Raw genomic sequence first — 21,822 nt, forward strand, 5'->3', positions numbered from 1 at the left:
TACTTCAAAATCTATTACCATGGAGTAAAGAAGTTCAAGAAAGCTGCAAATAACCCTTACTGTAATACAAAACTATTGTAGCAAGGGTTATTTGTTATATCTATATACCGTTTCATTTTGCGCTTACCTTTTTCTTTATTCAGAAGATTTATCAGTGATTTTCTCATACAAATAGACATGAATGAATTTCTTCATTCATGCCTGTTATGGTCGAAAAAAATCTAGTGGTAAATTCAGCTTTCACTTATACTTTTTGCAATAAATCAGACTGTGTCCGATACAATTGATAGTATAATCCTTTTTTCGCCATCAATTCCTCATGACTTCCCGCTTCCAATATTTTCTTATCGCCGATATAGAAGATACGATCGCTGTTTCGAATAGTCGATAAACGGTGAGCTACAATAAATGCTGTTCGACCTTCCAATAAGCGGTCTAACCCTTCTTGCAGAAGAATTTCTGTTTGCGTATCAATACTGGATGTTGCTTCATCCAAAATCAACACTTTTGGGTCGGCCAGCAGCGTTCTAGCGAAAGAAATCAATTGCCGTTGTCCAGCTGACAACGTACTGCCTCGTTCTTGCACAACGGTTCGATAACCATTTTTCATACTATCGATAAACTCTTCAGCACGAACGATCTTGGCTGCTTCTACAATTTCTTCGCTTGTAGCATCCAACTTCCCATAACGAATATTATCTAAAATCGTTCCCGAAAAGATAAACGTATCCTGCAGCATGACCCCTACTTGATTGCGCAATGAATCCAGTGTCACATTCCGTATGTCAATACCATCAATTAAAATAGCCCCTTTTTGCACATCGTAAAAGCGGCTGATCAAATTGGTGATCGTCGACTTACCTGCTCCAGTCGGCCCTACCAGCGCTATCGTTTCACCAGGTTTTACGTGGAAATTCAATTCTTCAAAAATCGTTTGTCCCTCTTTGTACCCAAAAGTCACGTCTTTGAATTCCACATCTCCTTTTACAGGCGGCATTTCAAAAGCATTTTCGGAGTCTTTAATACTGGGTTCCACATCCATCAATTCAAACACTCGTTCCAAATAAACCGAACCTGAAACCAAGGAGTTGTAAAAGTTCCCTAAATTGATGATGGGATTCCAAAAGTTGTTCACGTACCCGACGAAAGCAATTAAAATCCCTGTCGATACATCCACTCCTAATCCTCTGATCCCAGCAAAATAGATAAAAGCGATCGTGATAGTGGCAATGTTTTGGACAAAGGGTCCCAATAGAAATTGTATTCGAACGGCTTTCATCCAAGCTTTTCGTTGGTTGTCACTAAATTTAGAAAAGATATCGTAATTCATTCCTTCACGTGTATAAGATTGCGTCGTTTTGATCCCAGCAATACTTTCGTGAATATAAGCATTTAAATTAGCTTGTTCAATACTCAGCTCATCATAAGCCACCCGCTGTTTATTTTTGATCACCATTGTAATCGCAAATAAAACCGGCAACAAAATAAAACTGTATAGCGTCAACGTGACATTTAGAGAGAACATGAATACCAAAGTCACCACAATACTTAAAATATCCGACAATACATTGATGACCCCATTTGACAGTAAGTCACTTAACGTATTGATGTAGTTGACCACTCGAGTTAAAATTTTCCCATGCGGCCGTGTATCGTAAAACGAAAATGACAACCGCTGCAAATGGTTAAATAAATCAGACCGCATATCCCTTAACACATTTTGCCCCAATTCAGTAATGTTGTACAATCGGTATCGTACAGCAGCACCATTAAAGAAAATAGCCAATGCATACAGGACCGTAATCCAAAGAAGCTGGGTTCTATCTTGATTTGGAATGGTTTCATCAATAACAATACTGGTTAAAAAAGGTCCTAAGACTAGAACTAAATTGGAAAAGATGATGACCGCAAATATTTTCAGGATGGAAAATTTGTACGGCGTTAAATATTTTCCGATTCTTTTGTAGTCTTCTTTATTGAATTTGGTTGCTAACTGCTTGTCCTCTTCAAAACTATTCTCTGCCATCTTCGGATACCTCCTCTACCTCTGATCGTCCAAGCTGTTCTTTGTAGATATCGTAATAAGCCCCTTGTTTTTGGAGCAGTTCTTGGTGCTTGCCTCGTTCGATGATTTTCCCTTTAGACAAAATAATAATCTCGTCAGCATTTTTCACAGATGAAATCCGGTTTGCGATGATAAAAGTCGTCTTCGCAAAACTCACATTTTTCATTCCTTCTTGGATTTTCACTTCAGTTTCCATATCAACTGCTGAAGTCGTATCATCGAGAATTAAAATAGAGGGATCTTTCATCAATCCACGTGCCAACGACAGCCGCTGTTTCTGCCCACCGGACAATCCGCTCCCTCTTTCTCCTAAATAAGTTTGGTACTGTTCCGGCATTTTTTCAATAAACGGACTGGCATCAGCAACTCGAGCCATTTTTCGAACATTTTCAAATGTAGCTTGAGGTGTCCCGTAAGAAATATTTTTCTTGATCGTATCGGAAAACAAGAACACATCTTGCATGACGATTGAAATATTTTTCCTCAATTCCCGTACATTCCAATTTTTTATGTCTTCCCCATCGATCAATACCATTCCTTCTGTAGGATCAAAGAAGCGGGAAATGAGATTCACTAAAGTTGATTTCCCTGAGCCCGTTTCTCCTAAAATCCCTAACGTTTGACCAGGAGAAGCTTTCAGCGAAATGTTCTCCAATACTTTATTGTCCGGGTCATCCGCAAAAGCAAAAGAGACGTTTTGGAATTCTACTTCTCCTTTGATGCGTTTTTCTCTTCTCTGCAGCTCAACAGGAATTAACGGCTGAGCAGACAGCATTTCTCGAATTTTATACGTCGCAGTAATAAAACGCTGCGAATCATTCATGTATCCCCCAATATTCCGCATAGGGGCATTCAGCATCCAAACCAGCCCATTGAATGCAACTAGTTCTCCAACAGTCATCAACCCTCTAATAACAAAGAATCCCCCTAATCCAATAGAGATCACCGACAGCAAGCCAGCCAACGTTTCCAATACCGGCAAATACGTACGCGAAATTTTAGCTGAAAATAAATTGCGTTCTCTATAATCTTCATTTCGTTTGTTAAATTTTTTCGTTTCATAGTCTTCATTTGCAAAGGCCTTAACGACCTTGTTCCCCCCGATATTCTCTTCTACCATGGAGTTTAATCTGGAAAAACTTTCCCGAATCTCGTAATAAGCTGCATTTGCCCGAGATGATAACATGACGGTCAATATCCCAATAAACGGCGTGACAACCAGCATTGCCAGCATCAATCGCCACTGAATTCCGCCTAAAAAAGCAATAGCGGAAATAAAAAGCACAATATTGTCCAGCACGTTAAAATACACCCAGGAAACTGCATGCCGGATAGCATCTGTATCCCCAGTCATTCGTGCCATGATATCCCCGACACGAGTAGTATTAAAGAAAACGAAATCCATTTCTTGCAGTTTGACATAGAGATCTTCTCGAATTTGAAATAAAACTTCCTGCCCGATCGTTTCAAACATCATTTGATAAACATATCGCAATACTGTTCGCAATACCGTCGCGACGACCATGATAATCAATAAGGGTACCAACAAAGAACCACGCTTAATATCAATCACTTCATCTACAATCATCCCGCCGATATAAGGCGTCACGATGTTCAACAAAGCTACCATAACCGTCCACAAACTCGCCCAAATCCAATTCAGTTTACTAGGTTTGATATATCCCCAAACCCAACGAAAACTCGCCATAAAACACACCCCTCCCCAACCAATTACCCACATCATAAACCAAAACAACCACCCATAAAATGGACATAACAAACAAAAACAATGGATAAAATTTTAAGATACGGAGCTGGCTTGGGAGACATGACGAAAAAATAGAAAAATGATGCTTCGAAAGATAAGGAGCTGGTTTAGTCAAACAGTATAAACTAACGCGTTAGCAACAGGTTAGCCTTTAAATCTTTTCTTTTTTATACTCTCTAGCCTAATTTAACTAAAGAAATGTCGCATAGATTTGTAAGCGCTATAAAAAACCATTTCCGCCATTTCTATCGATCTTCCTTATTGAGTTCGCTTTTCAGATAACCTATAATTTGAATATAGCTTTATTCTGTATGTTCAAAATAATTGCCGTAACATGAAGTGGGGTGTAAGCATGTTAAAAATTGATGCAAAAACGTTTAACCCAGAGATCCTTTATATCTTTGACGCAGAATCTAAAGATCGTTTTCAAGGGAAAAATCACCATCATGATTTTGTAGAAATGAGTGTGATCGTCAGCGGAGAAATTTTCTATAATATAGAGGGGAACACTACTCGTCTAAGCGAACAAACCGTCGTACTCTTTAACCCGGGCATCAGTCATTATGAATACTCGGATACGGGAATGAGAAATGTCCAAATTCATATTGGTATCCGTAATTTTAACGTTGATCGATTCCCAAAAGATTATTTTCCTATTACGAATCCAATCATTAAACTATCTGAACACAACCATTCTTTTTTTGATACTTGCCAAGAAATTCTGATCGAACGCGAACAATCAAAAGCCGGTTCAGAGTTATTGTTGAAATCATTAGTATTGAAATTATTTGTTTTACTTTTACGAGACGCTGCTATGCTGCCTTTAACAGAAAGTTCGTTATTGCTGACAGAAGAAGAAAAAGAAAAAATCAGTTTGGTAGATGAAGTGGTTCTATTTCTTGAAAATCATTACATGGAAGACATTACCGTAAACCAAATTGCTCAGCATTTTTACACTAGCCCTGCTTCTTTATCACGTATTTTTAAAGATCATACTGGCGAAACCTTGATCAATTACCTCATTCAACTGCGGTTATCTAAAGCTAAAGAGATCATTGAAGAGGACATAGCAATCAGTATCCGCCAGATTTCAAAACTGGTAGGCTACGAAGATGCTTATTACTTTAGCAAATTATTTAAAAAGTATTACGGAAAGCCTCCGACCCTTTTTCAAAAAGAAATGAAGTTTAAATAGACTTTATTTCTTTTTTTGTCTTATCAAAAGAAGTTCTCTGGCACTGGTTCTGGTATTTATAAAATGTTCTGCTAAAATGGATAGGCTACACTTAGTTGGACAATAAAATTAAGGTCTTGTAAAATTCGAATGAAGAGTAAAAAGGGTTGTCCGTATGACAATGCGGTAGCAGAAGCTGCCTTTAAAGTGATCAAAACAGAATTTATTTATCAGGAACAGTTTGAAAGTCTAGACCATCTGAGACTAGAACTGGTTGATTACATTAATTGGTTCAACAAGTTCAGAATTCACGGAACCTTGGGCTACAAGAGTCCACTGGACTTCAGATCACAGGCCATATAAATTTTGTACAGTTTAGTGTAGACAATCCAATCTAAGCCTATTTTAAATAATCAAATAAGTGTTTTCCGTTTATTTCAAATTCATCATGGGTTGATTTTATGTAATTGACGTGATGATACAACGAGAAATATAAGAGACCAAGAAAGAGGTATAAGCTACTTGCTACAAGCCAAATATCAACGCTAGTATATAGCAATAAGCCGGCACCAACTATGCCACCTAATAGAAAGAAGCTGAGATTCAGTAGTTGGAAACGGGCTTTCCATAACTCGGATTTTCGTCCTGCTAAACTTCTACCTAAAGCCAAACCAGCATCAGTTAGGTTTCCAGACATATGTGTCGTCCGAACAATCATCCCTTTATAATAGACAAACATACCATTTTGCAGACCTAAAATCAGGGTTATCTCTAGCAAATACCACCAAGGATTCTTAAGCATAATGCTTCCCGCTACAATCGCTAAGCCCGATAAAAGTTGAATATAACCATACCGACGTTTCAATTTAAAGGCCTGTTCTGGAAATAGGAACCCACTCAACATCGTTCCTAAGAAAAAGGCTAGTATAACGATTATCAAACGAATAAAATCCTCAAAATCCCCTTTTACTAAATGAATCATACTGTTTGATAAATTCCCCGTATGATGGGAGCTAGTAGCTGAAAATAAGATAATTGTTACAACGTTCATAAATCCTGCAGTTGCAGTTAATAGGAAAATCCAACTCGTTAACTGAATCTTTAGTGCTTTTTTTCTCAATACAAACCCTTCTATCATAAACATTTTTATCTATTATACACCTCAAGTGTAACTTAAATCTACCTACTAATAAATTCTTTTCGCAGGGTGTTTATAGAGAATCCTAGTATTAGTGATGATTTATTGTTGTCTTGTTTATTATAATACAGTGCTGATTGTTTATTTCTTTTTAATCAAAATAGATCTTTATAACCCTAAAGTAATAAAATAGGATACAAACTTCCTTTATCTATTGAAATGTTTTATTAACGTGGTGCTCCCTTCTATTTATGTAGTATCGCATCGTTGCATCGAATAATTATCAATTGAGTTTATTTTTTTACTGAAAATAAGAAAAAAAGATTATCTGAAGGGTAGCGACCCCTAAAAAGGTTAGAGCAAAATCTAATTTTTAGAGGTCGTTTTTTATGGCAAAATCTAGTGAAGAATCTAAGTTACAAGAGACCAAAAATATTTAAAAGGTCCTTTGGCTATCATTTATTATTTATAATGAAGAAACCGTGTGTTTCTCATCCCTTTATCCTTAAATGTTGCCTGAATAGAAAAAAATATGAGTCAGAGACAGCCAGCGGCACTATTATTTTAGTTTATTCTTCAAGTGAAACTTAATTTAATGTTCACTTGATGAATAAACCAAATTTTTTCTTCAAGTGAGACTTAATTTTATGTCCACTTGATGAGTAAATCGATTTTATTCTTCAAGTGGGAAACAATTTAATACTCACTTGAAGAATAAACTTCATTCACTCATCGAACGAACGTCTCTTTCACGTTGGATAGAGCATCCCACTGGAACAAGCCACAATATACACCAATCTCCCATTCTGATCAAAGCTGACAGTACCAATATAGGTCAAGAAACGAGGAATACATCGAATGGTATAATCATGTTCGAGCAAAAGCAAAATTGGCTGGCTTAAGTCCGGTTGAATACCGAACTCAAACCAGCCAATCAGCTGTATAATAAAAACTCTCACTTTTAGGGGCCAGCACCCCTTTTACTTCAGATAGTCTTTTTACTTATAGATTATTTTCTTCTAAAATACTAGATTCAAAATTCTTTTTTGGAGTCCATGACTTATCTTTCAAGATTTTAGTATGGTAAATCTTATCTACAATCAACGCAATCGCGTTATCGCCTGAGACATTTGCAGCTGTTCCAAAACTATCTTGAGTCAGATAGAGTGAGATCAATAATGTCGCAATCGGCCCTGCCGTAGGAATACCGACTAGAGGCAAGAAAGGCAAAGCACTCATTATCCCCCCGCCTGGAGCGCCTGGGGCTGCTACCATAGCTACGCCGAGTACCAATATAAAACTCAGCATCATCGGAAAATCAAATGGAATTCCATACATGATCAGTACTGCTGTTACACACGAAGTGACCGTTGTAATACTTCCATACAAATGAATCGTAGCACATAGCGGCACAACAAATTCCCGAATTTGTTGTGAGACGCCATTTTTCTTGGCAATCTCTATGTTAACTGGTATCGTAGCTGCCGATGATTGTGTTCCGACAGCAGTGATGTAGCCTGGCACTTGGTTTTTAATAAATTGCCAAGGTTTTTCTTTACGGTAAATACCTGCAATAGTAAATAACACCACAACTCCCAATAACTGTAAAGCTAAAACGATCAAGAATACTCTCCAAAATACAGCTAAAATAGATTGAATTGATCCTGTATAACTGAGGTTGATGAAATTTCCAAAAATATAAATTGGTAAACCCGGAATAATAAATGAATTCAATATACGAGTAATAATAGCACTGAAGTCATTGAAGAAATGATAAATCGTTTCTCCTTTATTTTGTCCTCTCAGCCAAGATATACTGATCCCAAATAAGAATGCAAATACAATCGCTGAGGTGACATCCATCATCGGCTCTAAGGGAATCGTAAATAAGGCTGCTAAACCTGCACCACTATCTGTGACACTTTCACTTAGTTCAGGAGTGATGAATATGGGGAATACATTTGATGCTATAGCGTAAGCAATTACCCCACCTACTAATGTTGATCCATAGGAAATAAGTGTCGTCGCTCCTAATAACTTCCCTGCACCTTGAGTCAAGTCCGCAATACCAACAATTACATAACCAATAATCATGAGTGGAATAATAAAGGATAATACACTACTAAATAAACTGGATATTGTAATTGGAATCTGCAAAATAACGGTGGGCAAAATGTCCAATTGGCCAAAAAGTATTCCTAAAATAATAGCAATGAGTAATTTCGGCACTAAGCCTATTTTAATTCTCTTCATTTGCTGGTTCCTCCTACATATATGGATTTTAATCCTATTTTCATAAATTAGTTTCAATCTTATCATACTCTCCCTATAAACTCTAGGAGATTTTTGATATTCCTCCACTCATTATTCTCTAACCGATAGACAACTGAACCACCTTATCGTATTAGTGGATAAATTCCATTAAAGAAGCGATAATATAAGTACCTATAATAGTGAACAAGAATTGGCTGGTTATTTTTTTATAGTATGGTTAACGCTTTGGTATCGGAAGGAGGAATATAATGAGACGACAAGTATGGTTGTTTCGTCACGGCATAGCAGAGAAAAAAACTAACGATAAACCAGATTATGATCGCACACTAACTCCCAAAGGTAAAAAAGAACTGCAGGCTTCCGCTCCAAATCTCCGGTATTTATTGGATACACAACACCCAATTTTCATTTGGTCTAGTCCATTGACACGTGCCTATGAAACGGCTGAGATTGTGGCTCAGTCTTTTGGAAATCCCGATATTGTTCAAAAAGAATTTATCTCTGCAGGAGATATTCAGTTATTGACTAAAGAACTGGATAGTCTTCCTAAAGACTGTACGGCCATCGTAGTTGGACATGAGCCTACTTTAAGCATTTGGATTGAGCACTTGACAGGAGTTTCCTTACCATTTGATAAAGGTTCCTGTGCTGCTATTCAGCTGAAGAATTCTGCTAAAAGTGATTTGTTGTGGTTTCATCAGCCTATTTCTTTAAAACGTCTAGGTTCAGTAGACACTAATGATTCCATTAAAGTCAGATTACTGCTCCAATATCAGCTCCGTAAGATACAAAGTTTACATCAAGCTTTTCTTGAAGATCCTGCTGATGAAGAAACCACTCATCGTTTTCGAGTCCAGATTCGCCACTTCCGCTCATTGCTCTCTTTCCTAAAACCGTTATTGCCAGATAATGTCTATCAAAAAGCTAAAGTTCCTGCAAAAGAGGCGTTTCAACAATTTTCCCATTTGCGTGAGTTGGATGTTTTGATCGATAGAGTGAACACGATTATTGAAGAAGAACCCAGTTTATTAGAAAACGGTACCGCTGTATTGGCTGTTCTTGCTGAGAATCGCGGAAAAGAAAAAAGAAGACTGGTACATTCCAGTAATCAAAAGAAATTTCGGACTATTTTAAATAATCTGTTGGAATGGGCCGATACTGTTGATTGGGTTCCATTAATATTGGAAACTGAAGACTTCGAGAACTTTGCTAAAAAAAAGATTCAGAAAAAACATCGATCATTGCAAAAGATGCTCTCACATTTGGACTACAAGGATGCAAAAGAGGTCCATGAAGTGCGGAAAAAAGCAAAGACTTACCGCTATATTTTAAAAAGCTTTCCCCCTCTAGTAAATAAAAAATACAAAAAAGAACAAAAACAAATGAAAAAAATACAAAGATCATTGAGTAAAGTGACGGATATTTATGAAAATACGGTTGTTCTGGATGCATTTTTTTTAGCCGAAGCAGATCAATCCTTAAAGAATGACTTTTCAACTTTACAGCAATATGAGACTCATCAACTTGAGAAACAATTAACGACTTTAAAACAACACCCTTTTACTTTCCACTGATTTCTTCAGCCATCCGGTTTTTCCGGATGGATATCCTCTTTTCTATTCTTTATTTAAGAAATCCCTCATTTTCCGCAGCACCTACTGACCACTCTTTATCCCTTTAAACAAATAACATTTGATATAGTAAGGTATTTTTAAACTCATGTTTACAGATTTTATCCAGCGCAAAAGGCTTCCTTGTGGTTTTTTATTTGAGATTGATGAAACTTTTTAAACAAAAAATACATCCATTTAACTAAAATGATTTTGTTTTTATATATACTGACTGTCTTATAGAAGGAGGCAACTTTTCCAAATGAAACTAAACACATTATTTGAATCCTTCTCTTCTTTATCTGAATTTTCAGGCCTAAATCCTGAAATGGAAGTTACTGGTATAACGGATGATTCAAGAAACATAAAATCAGGAATGATATTTATTGCTATCAAAGGATATCAATTCGATGGACACAACTACATTACGGATGCAGTAAAGAACGGTGCTTCTTTGATCATCGGAGAGACCCCTCAAAACGATCTGATGAGTACTCCTTATATGCTAGTAGAAAATAGTCGTAAAATGCTCGGTCAGCTAGCTAATATTTTTTACGGCAATCCTTCTTCCAATAAAATAGTAATTGGAGTCACTGGAACAAATGGAAAAACGACTACTTGTTATTTATTAAGGCATTTGTTGGAAAAAGCGGGCTACACTACATCACTGATAGGAACTATTGAATACGTGATTAATGGTGAGACCTCAAAGTCATCAAATACAACGCCTAGTTCATTACTTCTCCATCAAATGATGGCTCATTCCAATGACCAAGTAATCATTGTAGAAGTATCCTCTCACGGATTAACTCAATATCGTTTAGAAGGAATAACGTTTGATTATGCATTGTTTACTAATCTGCAACACGATCATTTAGATTATCACCATACAATGGCAGAATATTTTGAAGCAAAAGCACTGCTTTTCGACAAATTAAAACCTACTGGAAAAGCTGTGATCAATTTTGATGATGCTTGGGGAAATAAGTTAGTACACCGCTTAGCTTCTAAAAATGTTCAAACCATTTCAGTTGGTACAAATGAGGATGCTGTATTTAGGCTCATTTCGAGAATAGGTAAAGACATTCAGATCGATACTCATAAATCCGTTTCTACTCTGCAGTCAATTTTGATCGGAGTACACAATATGTATAATTTGTCGATGGCAGGTGCTGTGGTGTTTGACTTAGGACATTCTATTCAAGAAATCAGCGAACATCTGAAGGACTTTCCAGGCGTCCCTGGTCGATTTGAACAGGCAGCCGTTATTGACGGGGTTCACTACATCATTGATTACGCACACTCAGATTTAGCCTTACAATATTGTCTGGAATCTATTCGCGAATTCGATGCCCACAATATCATCCATATTTTTGGTTTTCGCGGAAATCGAGATGCTACGAAACGCCTTTTGATGCTCGAGACCTCTCATCAACTAAGTCAGTATACTTTATTGACGACAGATGATCTGAATGGTGTTTCTGAAGAGGACATGATAGACGTTTATCAACAGTTAATAACAGAAGCTAATCTTACAGACCATGTCAAGATTGTTATGGACCGTACACTTGCTGTTCAGGAAGCTCAGAAGTTGGCTAAACCTGGGGATTATGTCGTACTGACTGGCAAAGGGCCAGAAGCTTACACAGAAACCTTCCAAATGGGTACACACTCAGATAAAGAAACGATTCTTCAATTAAAGCACGTACAATAGGATTAGTTTTAACTAAAAGAAGGGGTTGGAACAAAAAGCCCCTAGAAAAAATGCATTCCCAAAACTATTAGATTCTTCATCCAATAGTGGGAGTGCATTTTACTTTGTATTTAATTAATATTAAAGAGGCGAGACTATTATTTTAGAAAAAGCACTTTTATCCCATTTCATTCGGCTTATTCGAGTATCTAAAATGTCGCTGACAAGGCTTATCAGCGACATTCGGATTGGTTGAACCACACCAAATGGCTCTGAGACAGCTCTTATCAAGTCCATCCGCTATGTTACAGATCAACCAGCCTTCTCTGAAGCCACCAGCTCTATCTCCTCAGTGTGCTCTTAAACAGCCAACCCCTGCTTTTTCGTTACTCCTCTAAAAATGAAGGATCAATAACTTTTTTTATCAACTGCTGATACTGATCGATGGATACATCATTATCTTCAAACCCAGTTAATCCATGCGTTTCTGCCAACTCGTCTGTGTAGTCTTCCAATTTATATACAGCAAAGTTTTCCCGGGTATCAAGGTTCTTTGCTACTTCATTCTCATAATAAATAACCAGCGGAGTCCATTTGACCTGTTCAACGTGGATTTCTTGATCATTTTGTTGAACAACATCAAAAGCGATCATCCCGCCCAATAAATTAATGTCTGAAGTAGTCGCAGCTAAAAAGTTGCCTAAAGAATAAATCACTAAAGTTTCATTTCCCTCTTCTCCTTGGACCCATTCTACTGGTTGGATAGTATGGGAATGAGTTCCAAAAACAACGTCTACTTCAAGATCAGCAAATAATTGAGCGTAATGCTGTTGAAACTCATTAGGAGCAAAAGTGTGTTCATCTCCCCAATGTGCCGAGACCAACACCACATCACTGATTTCTTTTGCTTGTGTGACATCTTGAGTGATCAATTCGTCACTAAAATAATTGACCAAATAAGGATACTCAGGCTCGATCCCATTTGTACCATACGTATAGGTCAACAATGAAAATGTAATTCCGTCCTTCTCAAAAATAGGAATAGTGTCTCGCTGTTCTTGATCCTTAAATACTCCTGTATAAGTCACTTCAGGATAGTCAGACCACGTTTCTAAAGCATTTAAAACACCTTCAGTCCCTTTGTCCAAAGAATGGTTGCTGGAGGAGTTGATAAGGTCAAAACCAGTCTCTACTAAATTTTCAGCCATATCACTTGGTGTATTGAATGAAGGATAGCCTGAGAAACCTAAATCATCTCCGCCAAGCATGGTTTCTTGGTTGATAAAAGCTACATCTGCTGTCTGAATATCTTCTTTAACATATTGATACATAGAGGAAAAGTCATACGAACCTTCTTCAGTTTGAGCATCTGTATAAATTTCTTCATGAATCAAGTTATCTCCTACACCAATAAACGAAATCCGTGTTTCTTCTGCCTCACTTTCAGAAACAGATTCCGTGCTGCTTTCGAGTGAAGAAACGTTATCAGGTTCCATTTCATTTGAGGTTGTATCCTTAGCAGCACAACCAGTCAGCGACAAAAGAACAAGAATAGATAAGTATGTTTTCATTTTTGATCTTCTCCTTTAGTGGGATGACATCATTGATGTTCCACTATTCATTTTCTTATATTACATTTAAGCGGTCTCATTTCCAGAATAATGGTATAATTTAATTATCTTATTTAAAGATAACTAAATCTTTATCCATCGAGGAGATACGTAATGAAAAATAAAATCGGACGTTACAGTTTATTGCTATTTGCCGTTTTGACGGGATTAGTGGTTGGGTATCTTCGGCCAGAAGTATCTCAGTCTCTTTTATCCGTTGTCGGAATCATTGTAGGGATTGGATTTTTCCTTTTATCTAAACGAGATGACCCTGCAACATCCGCCACAAACAAGAAAAAAGATGCTGCCAACAAAATGGACTGGTATCTCTTGCTGCAAATGCTGCTTTATTTTATTGTGGGAGCAGCTATTGGGGTAACGATTTTTTATATGATCGTTCTCTACTAGCACAGATCATTTGAGCAGGCTAGACAAAAATTTAAGGTCATTGGGAGAAGTATGACTCTCTTCAACTGACCTAGATTTTTTTGTCGAGCATTTATACTCTTTATTGTTCTAGCAGATTTCCTTGTAAAATAAATTGTTCAATCACTTCCAGTACACCTTCTTCATTATTGGAAGGGGCTTCGTAGGCTGCATTATTTTTAATCTCGCAATCTGCATTAGCCATCGCAAAACTGTATTTGGCAAACTGCAGCATTTCGATATCGTTTCCGCCGTCTCCAAAAACCATCACTTCCTCGGGCTTTATCCTCTCTTCTTTAACTAATTTCTTTAGCCCATTCGCCTTATGTGTGCCTGTCCTGATTAAGTCAATACTCCCTCTCCCGGAACTGACTGGAGTGATTTCTTCCATTAATAGTTCTTTTAATTGCTCATGTATAGAACTCGTTTGCGATTCTGAGCACCCTAGTGCCAATTTCAAGATTTGGTCATCTATATCTTGAAATTTTTCAACTATCGTCAATTTATGGTAAAACATGCGGACGATATCAATAAACTTTTTGTCTGAGGAATCTAATACATAGGCACTTTTTTTCCCGCATACTATGACTGATATACCTGGTATTTTTTCAATAATCTGTAATGTATGTCGGATCAGTTCAAAAGGAATGTTCTCTGTAAAAACCTCTTTTTCTTTTTCAATGACGAAAGCTCCATTTTCAGCCACAAAAGTCATATCTTGATAGGTGTCTGGGAAAAATGACTTTAATTGGGCGTACTGATTTCCACTAGCTACGACAAATTGGATGTTTTTTTCTTGCAGCCGAGTAAACAACCGCTTAAATCGTTCACGATTGTATTCTTTTTTGTCATCTAAAAAGGTTCCATCCATATCCACCACAATCATTTTAATTGTCACTTTTTCTTCAACTCCTCTAGTATTTCTCTTTAGTTCTAGTATACGAGTTATTGACAGATATTCAACCAAGCATTGCTTTCTTTCGTATTAAAATAGACCTGACTATTCTTTTGCGAATAGTCAGGTCTATTTTATTAGCTGTATTGAATTAGTTTAAAATTTGAACATCAATGGTTTTTCTTCCAAATTGAAGAGCAGCATTTAAATCGGTCATGTGAACATCAATACGGTGTCCATTGATTGCACTACCTGTATCTCCAGCAATAAATGTTCCATATCCTGGCACATATACAGTTGATCCTAATGGGATAACGCTTGGGTCAACGGCAATAACATTTGGGTTTTCGTTTAAGTTGATACCTGTATAAGTTGTATCGCTTAATTCTGGTTGATTCGTTGAGTAAGCTGTTGCTTCTACAGTAACCCATTCACCAGTTTGTTCTGCTGTTTCGCTTGCTTCAGCAGTTTCAGTTTCAGTCGTTTGAGGTTCAGTTGCTTCAGGTTCCTCTGCAACTTCGGGTTCTACAACTTCAGTTTCTTCAGGAGTTTCGACTTCTTTCACTTCATCTTCACTAACATCATAAGTTTTCACATTATCGTTGTTTTCAACCGTTACCACTGAATGGTCAGTTGATAAGTGAATAGAATTTCCCGCGATGATCATATCTGCGTTGTTGATGTCATTGATTTTAACTAATGAATCTACAGAGATATCTGTTGCTAAAGCAATACTTGATAACGTATCTCCCCATTGGAAAGTATATTTTGAACCATTTTCATCACTTTTAATGTCATTTTTAACTTCGGTTACTGTACGTGCTTGCCATGAGTTTGCGGTATATTCGTTTGCTGATGCTTCAGATGGGTTCGCTACTGAGAAGAGTCCTACGAGGGCTATAGTTGATCCTGCAGCTACTAATTTCGACTTCATGTTTCTCATTATTTTCTCCCTTTCTATTCCAAATGCAGTAAATGCATTTCCAGAGTCCCTTGAAATTTTTAATAGCTTTAAAGATAATTCTTTAAGTGTTCTATTAATGGGTTCCTCTGCCACGAAATGAATCGTAACACGTATCGGTAAGAAAAAAAGCAAAAAAGGGGATTTGTTATGATTCCTTATTGCTTTTGTATTAAAAGTAAGTGTTCTTTGCAGATGTGTGACAAATACGGACGAGCCGTAAAATAAAATATGTTATTGCAACAATTTGTAATTATTCTGACATTCAAAATGCAGAAAACCTTGATACAGTAGTCTTTTCCTTATTTCACAAAAAAAAAAGTAAGGGTTTGATTTTATTCTGTCTGTCCCTTTGGATAAACAAACAGCTATTGAGAGAGTTCATGCAGTCTCTCTCAATGCGTATCGCTTTCATTTTAATTTGATTTCCTTTATGATTAGTTGTGAGGTAATTATCTTAAGGGGGAAACAAACATGGAAATAAAAGCTATCAAAAGAAACACAGTAGGAACAGGCGCTTCAAACCAGGATCGTCGTAAAGATCAAATTCCAGCAGTGATTTATGGAAGAGGCGAATATTCAATCCCTGTTTTGTTAGATGAAAAAGATATTGCGACTATTTTAAAAACACAAGGTGACAGTGCCATTTTTGATGTTGCTGTTGAAGGTGGTAGAACTGGACAAGTTTACATTAAAGAAGTTCAACGCCACTCATTAAAAAACCAAATCCTTCATGTGAGTATGCAAACATTAAAAGCTGGACAAAAATTAACCGTAAATGTACCAGTCGTATTAGAAAATACCGAAAATATAAAAGTGGGTATCTTGGAACAAGCAATCTACGAAGTGTCTGTAGAAACAGTAGCCGAGAAAGTGCCTGATGAATTTACTGTAGATGCAGGAAGTTTAGAAATCGGAGACACATTGACGGTTGCTGACTTAGATGAAATTCCAGATGTAGAAATCTTGGAAGACCCTGAGACTTTGGTAGCAACAGTTTCTGCTCCTCGTACTGAGGAAGTTGCTGAAGAAGGCGCAGAAGACGCACAGCCAGAAGTAATCGGCGAAACAGAAGCCAACTAAATCACTTATTTCAAAAGGAATGTGGACAATAAGTCCACATTCCTTTTTTAATTAAACTTGTTGTTCTACTACTAAAACAGTATAGTCTTTAGCTGTTTTTCAAAAACGACTACTATTATTGAGGAGGGTCTCTACTTAACAATTACTGCTTAGTCAGTGGTGCTTTCGTGAAGTAGCAGGACTCTACTTCACAATTGCAACTTAGTCAGTGGTACTTTTGTGAAGTAACAGGGCTCTACTTCACAATTGCAACTTAATCAGTGGTACTTTTGTGAAGTAAGAAGGCTCTACTTCACAATTGCAACTTAGTCAGTGGTGCTTTTGTGAAGTAACAGGTCTCTACTTAACAATTGCAACTTAGTCAGTAGTGCTTTTGTGAAGTAACAGGTCTCTACTTAACAATTGCAACTTAGTCAGTAGTCCTTTTACGAAGTAACTAACCTCTACTTAATAATCAAAGCTTATTCGTAAACCTCTATTAATAAATAGCGCACTTATCAAAAAAACACCCACAAAAAGTCAGTAAAAACTACTAACTTTCGTTGGTGCTTGCTCTTTTCGATAAATAAACTCCACTCTCTAGCTTGAACAAGTTGCGTAAGGCAGCTCCCACTCCCAAAATAGAACCGATGAGAGTCAGGTAAAGTGCACCTAACTCTCATCGGTTCTATTTTTTCCGGAGAGCTTAACGCCTTACTCCGCTCTCTATTGTTTAAAGTTATTGATCATTCCCATGATTTCATCACTGCTTTGGGCCGTTTTCAGGTTTAGGGAATAGGCTCTTTGGGTGACGATCATATCCGTAAATGTGCTGGCTAAGTCTACGTTGGAGCTCTCCAGATAGCCTTGTTGGATTGTACCGAATGCATCGTTGTTTCCATTTGACGTCAATAACTCGATGTCTTCAGGAACTTGGTAATTGTTTCCGCCGGCAGGTTGCAATGCGTCTGGAACACTAGGGTAAAATAAAGGAATGTTCCCCACTTGTGTTTCCTCACCATTCAGACCTTGGACAATAACTGTGCCCGTCTCTTGGATAACGATATCTCCCTGAGGCCATGAACCAACAGGCAGTGTCGTATTCATGACCAATGATTCGTTGCGTCCATTTGTCAGAGTACCATCTCCGTTTAATTGAAAACCGCCATCTCTGGTCAAATAAAATTGTCCAGCAGGATCTGTGACACCAAAAAATCCGTTCCCAGCAATCGCCATGTGGAACGTCCCACCGCTTTCGGTTAACGATCCTTGGGTGAAGTCTGAGGTGGTTATCCCACTCAATGCTCCCGTACTGATGCTGGTATTTTCTGCGTTGTCTGCCAACAGCAATCTATCTTCTACTAACTGATTCGACATTAATTCGCGGAAATTGACTTGCTTTGCTTTGTAGCCAGTTGTATTGACATTGGCAATGTCATTTGCAATAGCATCCATTGCTTTTTGATGTGCATGGATACCGCTTCTGCTGGTGCTTAACGAAATGCTCATTCTTGTCCTCCATCTTCAACTTACTCTATACTTTACCTAATTCATTCACAGCTTTTTGCAGCGTTTGATCTGCTGCTTGCAAGATTTTTTGATTGGCTTCAAATTCTCTCGATATCTGCATCAAATCAACCATCACATCAGCCGTATTTGTATTCGCACCTTCAATAGCTGATTGCAAGACTACACTATCTCCAGTCATCACTCCGCCGTTTCCGGCAAATAATGTATCTCCCGTACTCGTAAGGCCAGCTGGATCAGCAAATGTCGTCAATTGCAGCTGCTGTCCTGTTTCAATCACTGTTCCATTGTTAGAGACGGTAAAATCCATACTGCCCACTTGGATTGGATCATTCGTCGTACTCAAGACACGATTCCCATCCTGAGTAGCTAAAAATCCTTCTGCATCTACCGTAAAATTCCCATTACGTGTGTACATCACTTCTCCAGCGCCCGTTTCAACGGTAAAAAACGCATCTCCTTGAATCGCCAGATCCGTACTAGAATTGGTCAATTGGATACCGCCTTGACTGAAATCACGGTAAACTTCATCTATTTGATTGCCCAAAGGAAGTCCGCCTACCTCTAATTGTTGATTCAACTCTGGACCATTCAATCGATTGAACAAATTCTGTTTCAATAATGTACTTTGAATGATTTCTTGTTCTTTGTATCCTGCAGTATTTAAATTTGCTACAGAAGTACTTAAATTTTCCTGTTTCTTTTCTAAAATATGTAAGTTCCTATTAGTGGTAATCAATCCTCTAATCATTGTAAGCCTCTTTCATATAACCTTTTAGTTTTACAATCATTTTCCCATGAATCTGTGAAATACGCGGTACCGATAAGTCATAAACATAGGCGATTTCTTTCAAACTCAATTCATCTACATACAACATATTTAAAATTTGCTGCTCACGTTGATCCAATCGTTTAATGGCCACAGCCAATAGTTGTTTTCGTTCCATGTCCAACAGTTGTTCTTCAGAATTCACAGCCGATGTGTCTTCCAACATATCCAACACCTCAACATCATGTCCGTCTTCCGAAAACAACACATCTTCCAGAGACACGGAAGCTAATTGGTGCACTGTTTCATGGATCTTTGCAAATTCTTTTTCACCGATGTCCAATTCCGCACAGATTTCTTTATCTGTCGGCGTACGCATCAATGTCTTTTCCAGTCTGTCTTTCGCTTTGTAAAAATCATTCAATTTTGTAATACGTGAACGTGATACTTTAGACGTTTTACGCACTTCATCAATGATCGCCCCTTTGATACGAATATAGGCATATCCTTCAAAAGGGACCTTTTTGGATTTATCAAATTTATTCAAGGCGTCCATTAAACCAATCACGCCCATATTGATCAAATCAGAGCGCTCATAGTCTTTTCGCTTGATGTCTAACCCATTCACGACTTTTTCGACCAAGGGAAGATATTTTAAGATTTCCTGTTCTCGGTCTGTCTCATAATACATCATTGCCCTTCCTCCTAGCCATTTCGTTTTGGTGTATACTGCTTTGCCTCATTATCGCACTGTCGTTTCAATCATGCCCTCAGTTTCAATGGCAATGTCATTTGGCACTTCATTTAAAGACAAGATCGGCAAGTCCGGAAAATTAAAGGCCAATAGATTTTTCACTGCTGGACGTATTTTTGGTGACGCCAGCAACACATGTGGAATACCATGACTATCCAATTGGTTATTTGAGAAGGTCAGGTTATCAAATAAATGGGTAATTTCATTTGGCTGCAAAGCAGGTATTGACCCTGCTGTCGATTTTCGTGTGCTTTGACTGATTCGTTCCTCTAAATCTGGATGAATCGTCACCACGTGCAAGACACCATTTGCATCTAAATGCGGTTTGACGATCGTTCGTTTGAGTGCTTGACGCACATATTCCGTCAATACTTCTGTATCTTTTGTCGTATTTCCATAGTCTGCCAAAGTTTCTAAGATCGTAACTAAATCATTGATCGGAATGTGTTCTTTCAATAAGTTTTGCAGGACTTTTTGCACTTCTCCCAAACGCAAGATGTCCGGAATCAATTCATCAATGACTACACTATACTTCTCTTTGATGCCTTCAAACAATTGTTTCACTTCTTGTCTGCCCAGCAATTCAAAGCTGTGTTGTGTGATCGTTTCTTTCAAATGAGTAATCAGTACAGTCAATGGATCAACGACAGTATAGCCTTTGATATCGGCCATATCCTTGTCGCTTTCATCGACCCACATAGCGTCTAAACCAAAGGAAGGTTCTTTCGCTGCTATTCCATTGAATTCAAACGTTGATTCACCAGGATCGATGATCATGAATTTATCCAGATACAAGCTTCCTTGAGCAACTTCATTGCCCTTAATTTTGATGACATAATCATTTGGCGCTAATTGCAAATTGTCGCGGATGCGTATCGGATTCAATAAGATCCCCATCTCTTGAGCACATTGACGGCGAATTGTCGGGATCTGACTAGTCAAATTGTTATCTTGACGCTCATCAGCCAATGGAATCAACCCATAACCGATTTCGATTGAGATCGGATCGACTTGGAATGTTGTAATCGACTCTTCTTCCACTTTTTTACTTTCAGTTCTCTGTTCAGCAACAGCTTTAATCTCTGATTTTTTCGCTTCGCTGGCTTTTACTTTTTCATTTTCATCCATCAAATACCCAGCTGCAAAAGCCACTACCCCTATGAGCAAAAAGGGAATCGTCGGCATACCTGGAACGATCGCAAACAACAGCAATACGCCGGATGCGATTTTGATAACTTTAGCATTTCCGAATAACTCGCCGCTTAACGAACTCCCAAAACCGGTTTGGCTTCCTGAACGCGTCACCAAGATCCCTGAAGCAACAGAAACCATTAATGAGGGAATTTGACTCACTAAACCGTCACCGATCGTCAGCTTTCCAAAATGGTTCAAAGCTTCCATGATATCCATACCATCTTGAAGAGAGAAAATCAAGATCCCGCCGATCAGGTTGATCAAAGTAATAATGATTCCCGCTATAGCATTTCCTTTAACAAATTTACTGGCTCCATCCATCGCTCCAAAGAACTGCGTTTCTCGTTCTAAATCTTTGCGTCGTTTTTTAGCTTGATCTTCGGTGATCAATCCCGCATTCAAATCCGCGTCGATCGACATTTGTTTTCCTGGCATAGCATCCAATGTGAAACGAGCGGATACTTCCGAAACACGACCTGAACCACTGGTAACCACCATCATATTAACAAGAATAATGATGATAAAGATAACCGCTCCAACGATAAAATTGTTCCCGGCTACGAAGTTTCCAAATGTATCGATCATTTGTCCGGCATTTCCTTCAGTCAAAATCAGACGAGTAGACGAAATATTCAAGGACAATCCGAACATCGTCGTCACCAACAGTAAGGTGGGGAAAGTAGAGAACTCCAATACGTTTTTAGTAAATAAAGTTAATAGTAAAATAATCAAGGCTAATGAGATGTTCACTACTAACATAAAATCCAGCATGAACGCTGGTAAAGGAATAATGATCATCGCTAAAATCATGATGACCAGTACCGCAATTCCTATATCCGAAAAACGTGTCATTTTTTCTAGTTTTCCATTTAAAGCACTTATCATTGTTTGTTCTCCTTCAT

The 21,822-nt window shown here is 37.9% G+C and carries 16 protein-coding genes and 2 pseudogenes; 7 read left to right on the top strand and 11 right to left on the bottom strand.

What is annotated here, in order from left to right:
• Positions 1 to 244: 244 nt before the first annotated feature.
• Together ACEN36_RS06145 and ACEN36_RS06150 are read right to left on the bottom strand one after the other, a co-directional pair.
• The gene (locus ACEN36_RS06145) at positions 245 to 2,026 is read right to left on the bottom strand and encodes an ABC transporter ATP-binding protein (protein ID WP_407096120.1); all 1,782 of its coding nucleotides are present in this window, start codon (positions 2,024 to 2,026) and stop codon (positions 245 to 247) included.
• Complete coding sequence (locus ACEN36_RS06150; RefSeq protein WP_407126173.1) at positions 2,013 to 3,773, bottom strand: ABC transporter ATP-binding protein; 1,761 nt, start codon at positions 3,771 to 3,773, stop codon at positions 2,013 to 2,015. Before ACEN36_RS06150 ends, ACEN36_RS06145 begins: the two co-directional genes overlap by 14 nt.
• A gap of 412 nt (positions 3,774 to 4,185) precedes the next feature.
• Between ACEN36_RS06150 and ACEN36_RS06155 the strand changes: the two genes are divergently transcribed.
• Both ACEN36_RS06155 and ACEN36_RS06160 read left to right on the top strand, forming a co-directional pair.
• On the top strand, positions 4,186 to 5,028 hold the full coding sequence (locus ACEN36_RS06155; protein WP_407096122.1) for a helix-turn-helix domain-containing protein: 843 nt from the start codon (positions 4,186 to 4,188) through the stop codon (positions 5,026 to 5,028).
• A 126-nt stretch (positions 5,029 to 5,154) separates the two neighbouring features.
• Positions 5,155 to 5,370 (top strand): annotated as a pseudogene (locus ACEN36_RS06160) (IS3 family transposase); the annotation flags it as partial.
• Between the two features lie 37 nt (positions 5,371 to 5,407).
• On the opposite strand, the gene ACEN36_RS06165 reads toward ACEN36_RS06160, so the two are convergent.
• Positions 5,408 to 6,127, bottom strand: a complete 720-nt coding sequence (locus tag ACEN36_RS06165) for a YoaK family protein (protein ID WP_407101948.1) — start codon at positions 6,125 to 6,127, stop codon at positions 5,408 to 5,410.
• 862 nt (positions 6,128 to 6,989) lie between these two features.
• Between ACEN36_RS06165 and ACEN36_RS06170 the strand changes: the two are divergent.
• Positions 6,990 to 7,091 (top strand): annotated as a pseudogene (locus ACEN36_RS06170) (IS3 family transposase); the annotation flags it as partial.
• A gap of 56 nt (positions 7,092 to 7,147) precedes the next feature.
• Here ACEN36_RS06170 and ACEN36_RS06175 read toward each other — a convergent pair.
• Entirely contained in the window at positions 7,148 to 8,398 is a 1,251-nt protein-coding gene (locus tag ACEN36_RS06175; RefSeq protein ID WP_407101950.1) for a dicarboxylate/amino acid:cation symporter, read from the bottom strand.
• Between the two features lie 269 nt (positions 8,399 to 8,667).
• Here ACEN36_RS06175 and ACEN36_RS06180 point away from each other — a divergent pair, with 269 nt between their 5' ends.
• A complete protein-coding gene (locus ACEN36_RS06180) occupies positions 8,668 to 9,993 on the top strand; it encodes a CHAD domain-containing protein (RefSeq protein ID WP_407101952.1) in 1,326 nt (441 codons plus the stop codon).
• A 298-nt stretch (positions 9,994 to 10,291) separates the two neighbouring features.
• Positions 10,292 to 11,743, top strand: coding sequence for a UDP-N-acetylmuramoyl-L-alanyl-D-glutamate--2,6-diaminopimelate ligase (locus tag ACEN36_RS06185; protein WP_407096125.1), 1,452 nt, complete (start codon positions 10,292 to 10,294; stop codon positions 11,741 to 11,743).
• Positions 11,744 to 12,108: 365 nt separating this feature from the next.
• Here the strand turns inward: ACEN36_RS06185 and ACEN36_RS06190 are convergent, their stop codons facing one another.
• Positions 12,109 to 13,293, bottom strand: coding sequence for a CapA family protein (locus ACEN36_RS06190; protein ID WP_407096126.1), 1,185 nt, complete (start codon positions 13,291 to 13,293; stop codon positions 12,109 to 12,111).
• Between the two features lie 153 nt (positions 13,294 to 13,446).
• Between ACEN36_RS06190 and ACEN36_RS06195 the strand changes: the two genes are divergently transcribed.
• Positions 13,447 to 13,740 carry a hypothetical protein gene (locus ACEN36_RS06195; protein ID WP_407096127.1) on the top strand — a complete coding sequence of 98 codons (294 nt, stop codon included), beginning with the start codon at positions 13,447 to 13,449 and terminating at the stop codon, positions 13,738 to 13,740.
• A 100-nt stretch (positions 13,741 to 13,840) separates the two neighbouring features.
• On the opposite strand, the gene ACEN36_RS06200 is transcribed toward ACEN36_RS06195, so the two are convergent.
• Positions 13,841 to 14,656, bottom strand: coding sequence for a Cof-type HAD-IIB family hydrolase (locus ACEN36_RS06200; RefSeq protein ID WP_407126175.1), 816 nt, complete (start codon positions 14,654 to 14,656; stop codon positions 13,841 to 13,843).
• Positions 14,657 to 14,804: 148 nt separating this feature from the next.
• Positions 14,805 to 15,596 (bottom strand): 3D domain-containing protein, encoded by a 792-nt coding sequence (locus tag ACEN36_RS06205; protein ID WP_407126176.1) that lies wholly within the window; start codon positions 15,594 to 15,596, stop codon positions 14,805 to 14,807.
• A 492-nt stretch (positions 15,597 to 16,088) separates the two neighbouring features.
• On the opposite strand from ACEN36_RS06205, the gene ACEN36_RS06210 reads away from it, so the two are divergent.
• Positions 16,089 to 16,697 carry a 50S ribosomal protein L25 gene (locus tag ACEN36_RS06210; protein WP_079650635.1) on the top strand — a complete coding sequence of 203 codons (609 nt, stop codon included), beginning with the start codon at positions 16,089 to 16,091 and terminating at the stop codon, positions 16,695 to 16,697.
• Between the two features lie 705 nt (positions 16,698 to 17,402).
• Here the strand turns inward: ACEN36_RS06210 and ACEN36_RS06215 are convergent.
• The 4 genes from ACEN36_RS06215 to flhA are packed head-to-tail and all read right to left on the bottom strand — an operon-like array spanning position 17,403 to position 21,805.
• A complete protein-coding gene (locus tag ACEN36_RS06215) occupies positions 17,403 to 18,185 on the bottom strand; it encodes a flagellar hook-basal body protein (RefSeq protein WP_407126177.1) in 783 nt (260 codons plus the stop codon).
• 25 nt (positions 18,186 to 18,210) lie between these two features.
• A complete protein-coding gene (locus tag ACEN36_RS06220; protein ID WP_407126178.1) occupies positions 18,211 to 18,954 on the bottom strand; it encodes a flagellar hook-basal body protein in 744 nt (247 codons plus the stop codon).
• Positions 18,947 to 19,663 (bottom strand): sigma-70 family RNA polymerase sigma factor, encoded by a 717-nt coding sequence (locus ACEN36_RS06225; protein ID WP_407096210.1) that lies wholly within the window; start codon positions 19,661 to 19,663, stop codon positions 18,947 to 18,949. Before ACEN36_RS06225 ends, ACEN36_RS06220 begins: the two co-directional genes overlap by 8 nt.
• A 51-nt stretch (positions 19,664 to 19,714) precedes the next feature.
• Positions 19,715 to 21,805 carry a flagellar biosynthesis protein FlhA gene (flhA, locus tag ACEN36_RS06230; RefSeq protein WP_407126179.1) on the bottom strand — a complete coding sequence of 697 codons (2,091 nt, stop codon included), beginning with the start codon at positions 21,803 to 21,805 and terminating at the stop codon, positions 19,715 to 19,717.
• Between the last annotated feature and the right edge of the window lie 17 nt (positions 21,806 to 21,822).

This window comes from Desemzia sp. FAM 23989 (genome assembly GCF_045528345.1).
Classification (GTDB): Bacteria; Bacillota; Bacilli; order Lactobacillales; family Carnobacteriaceae; genus Desemzia.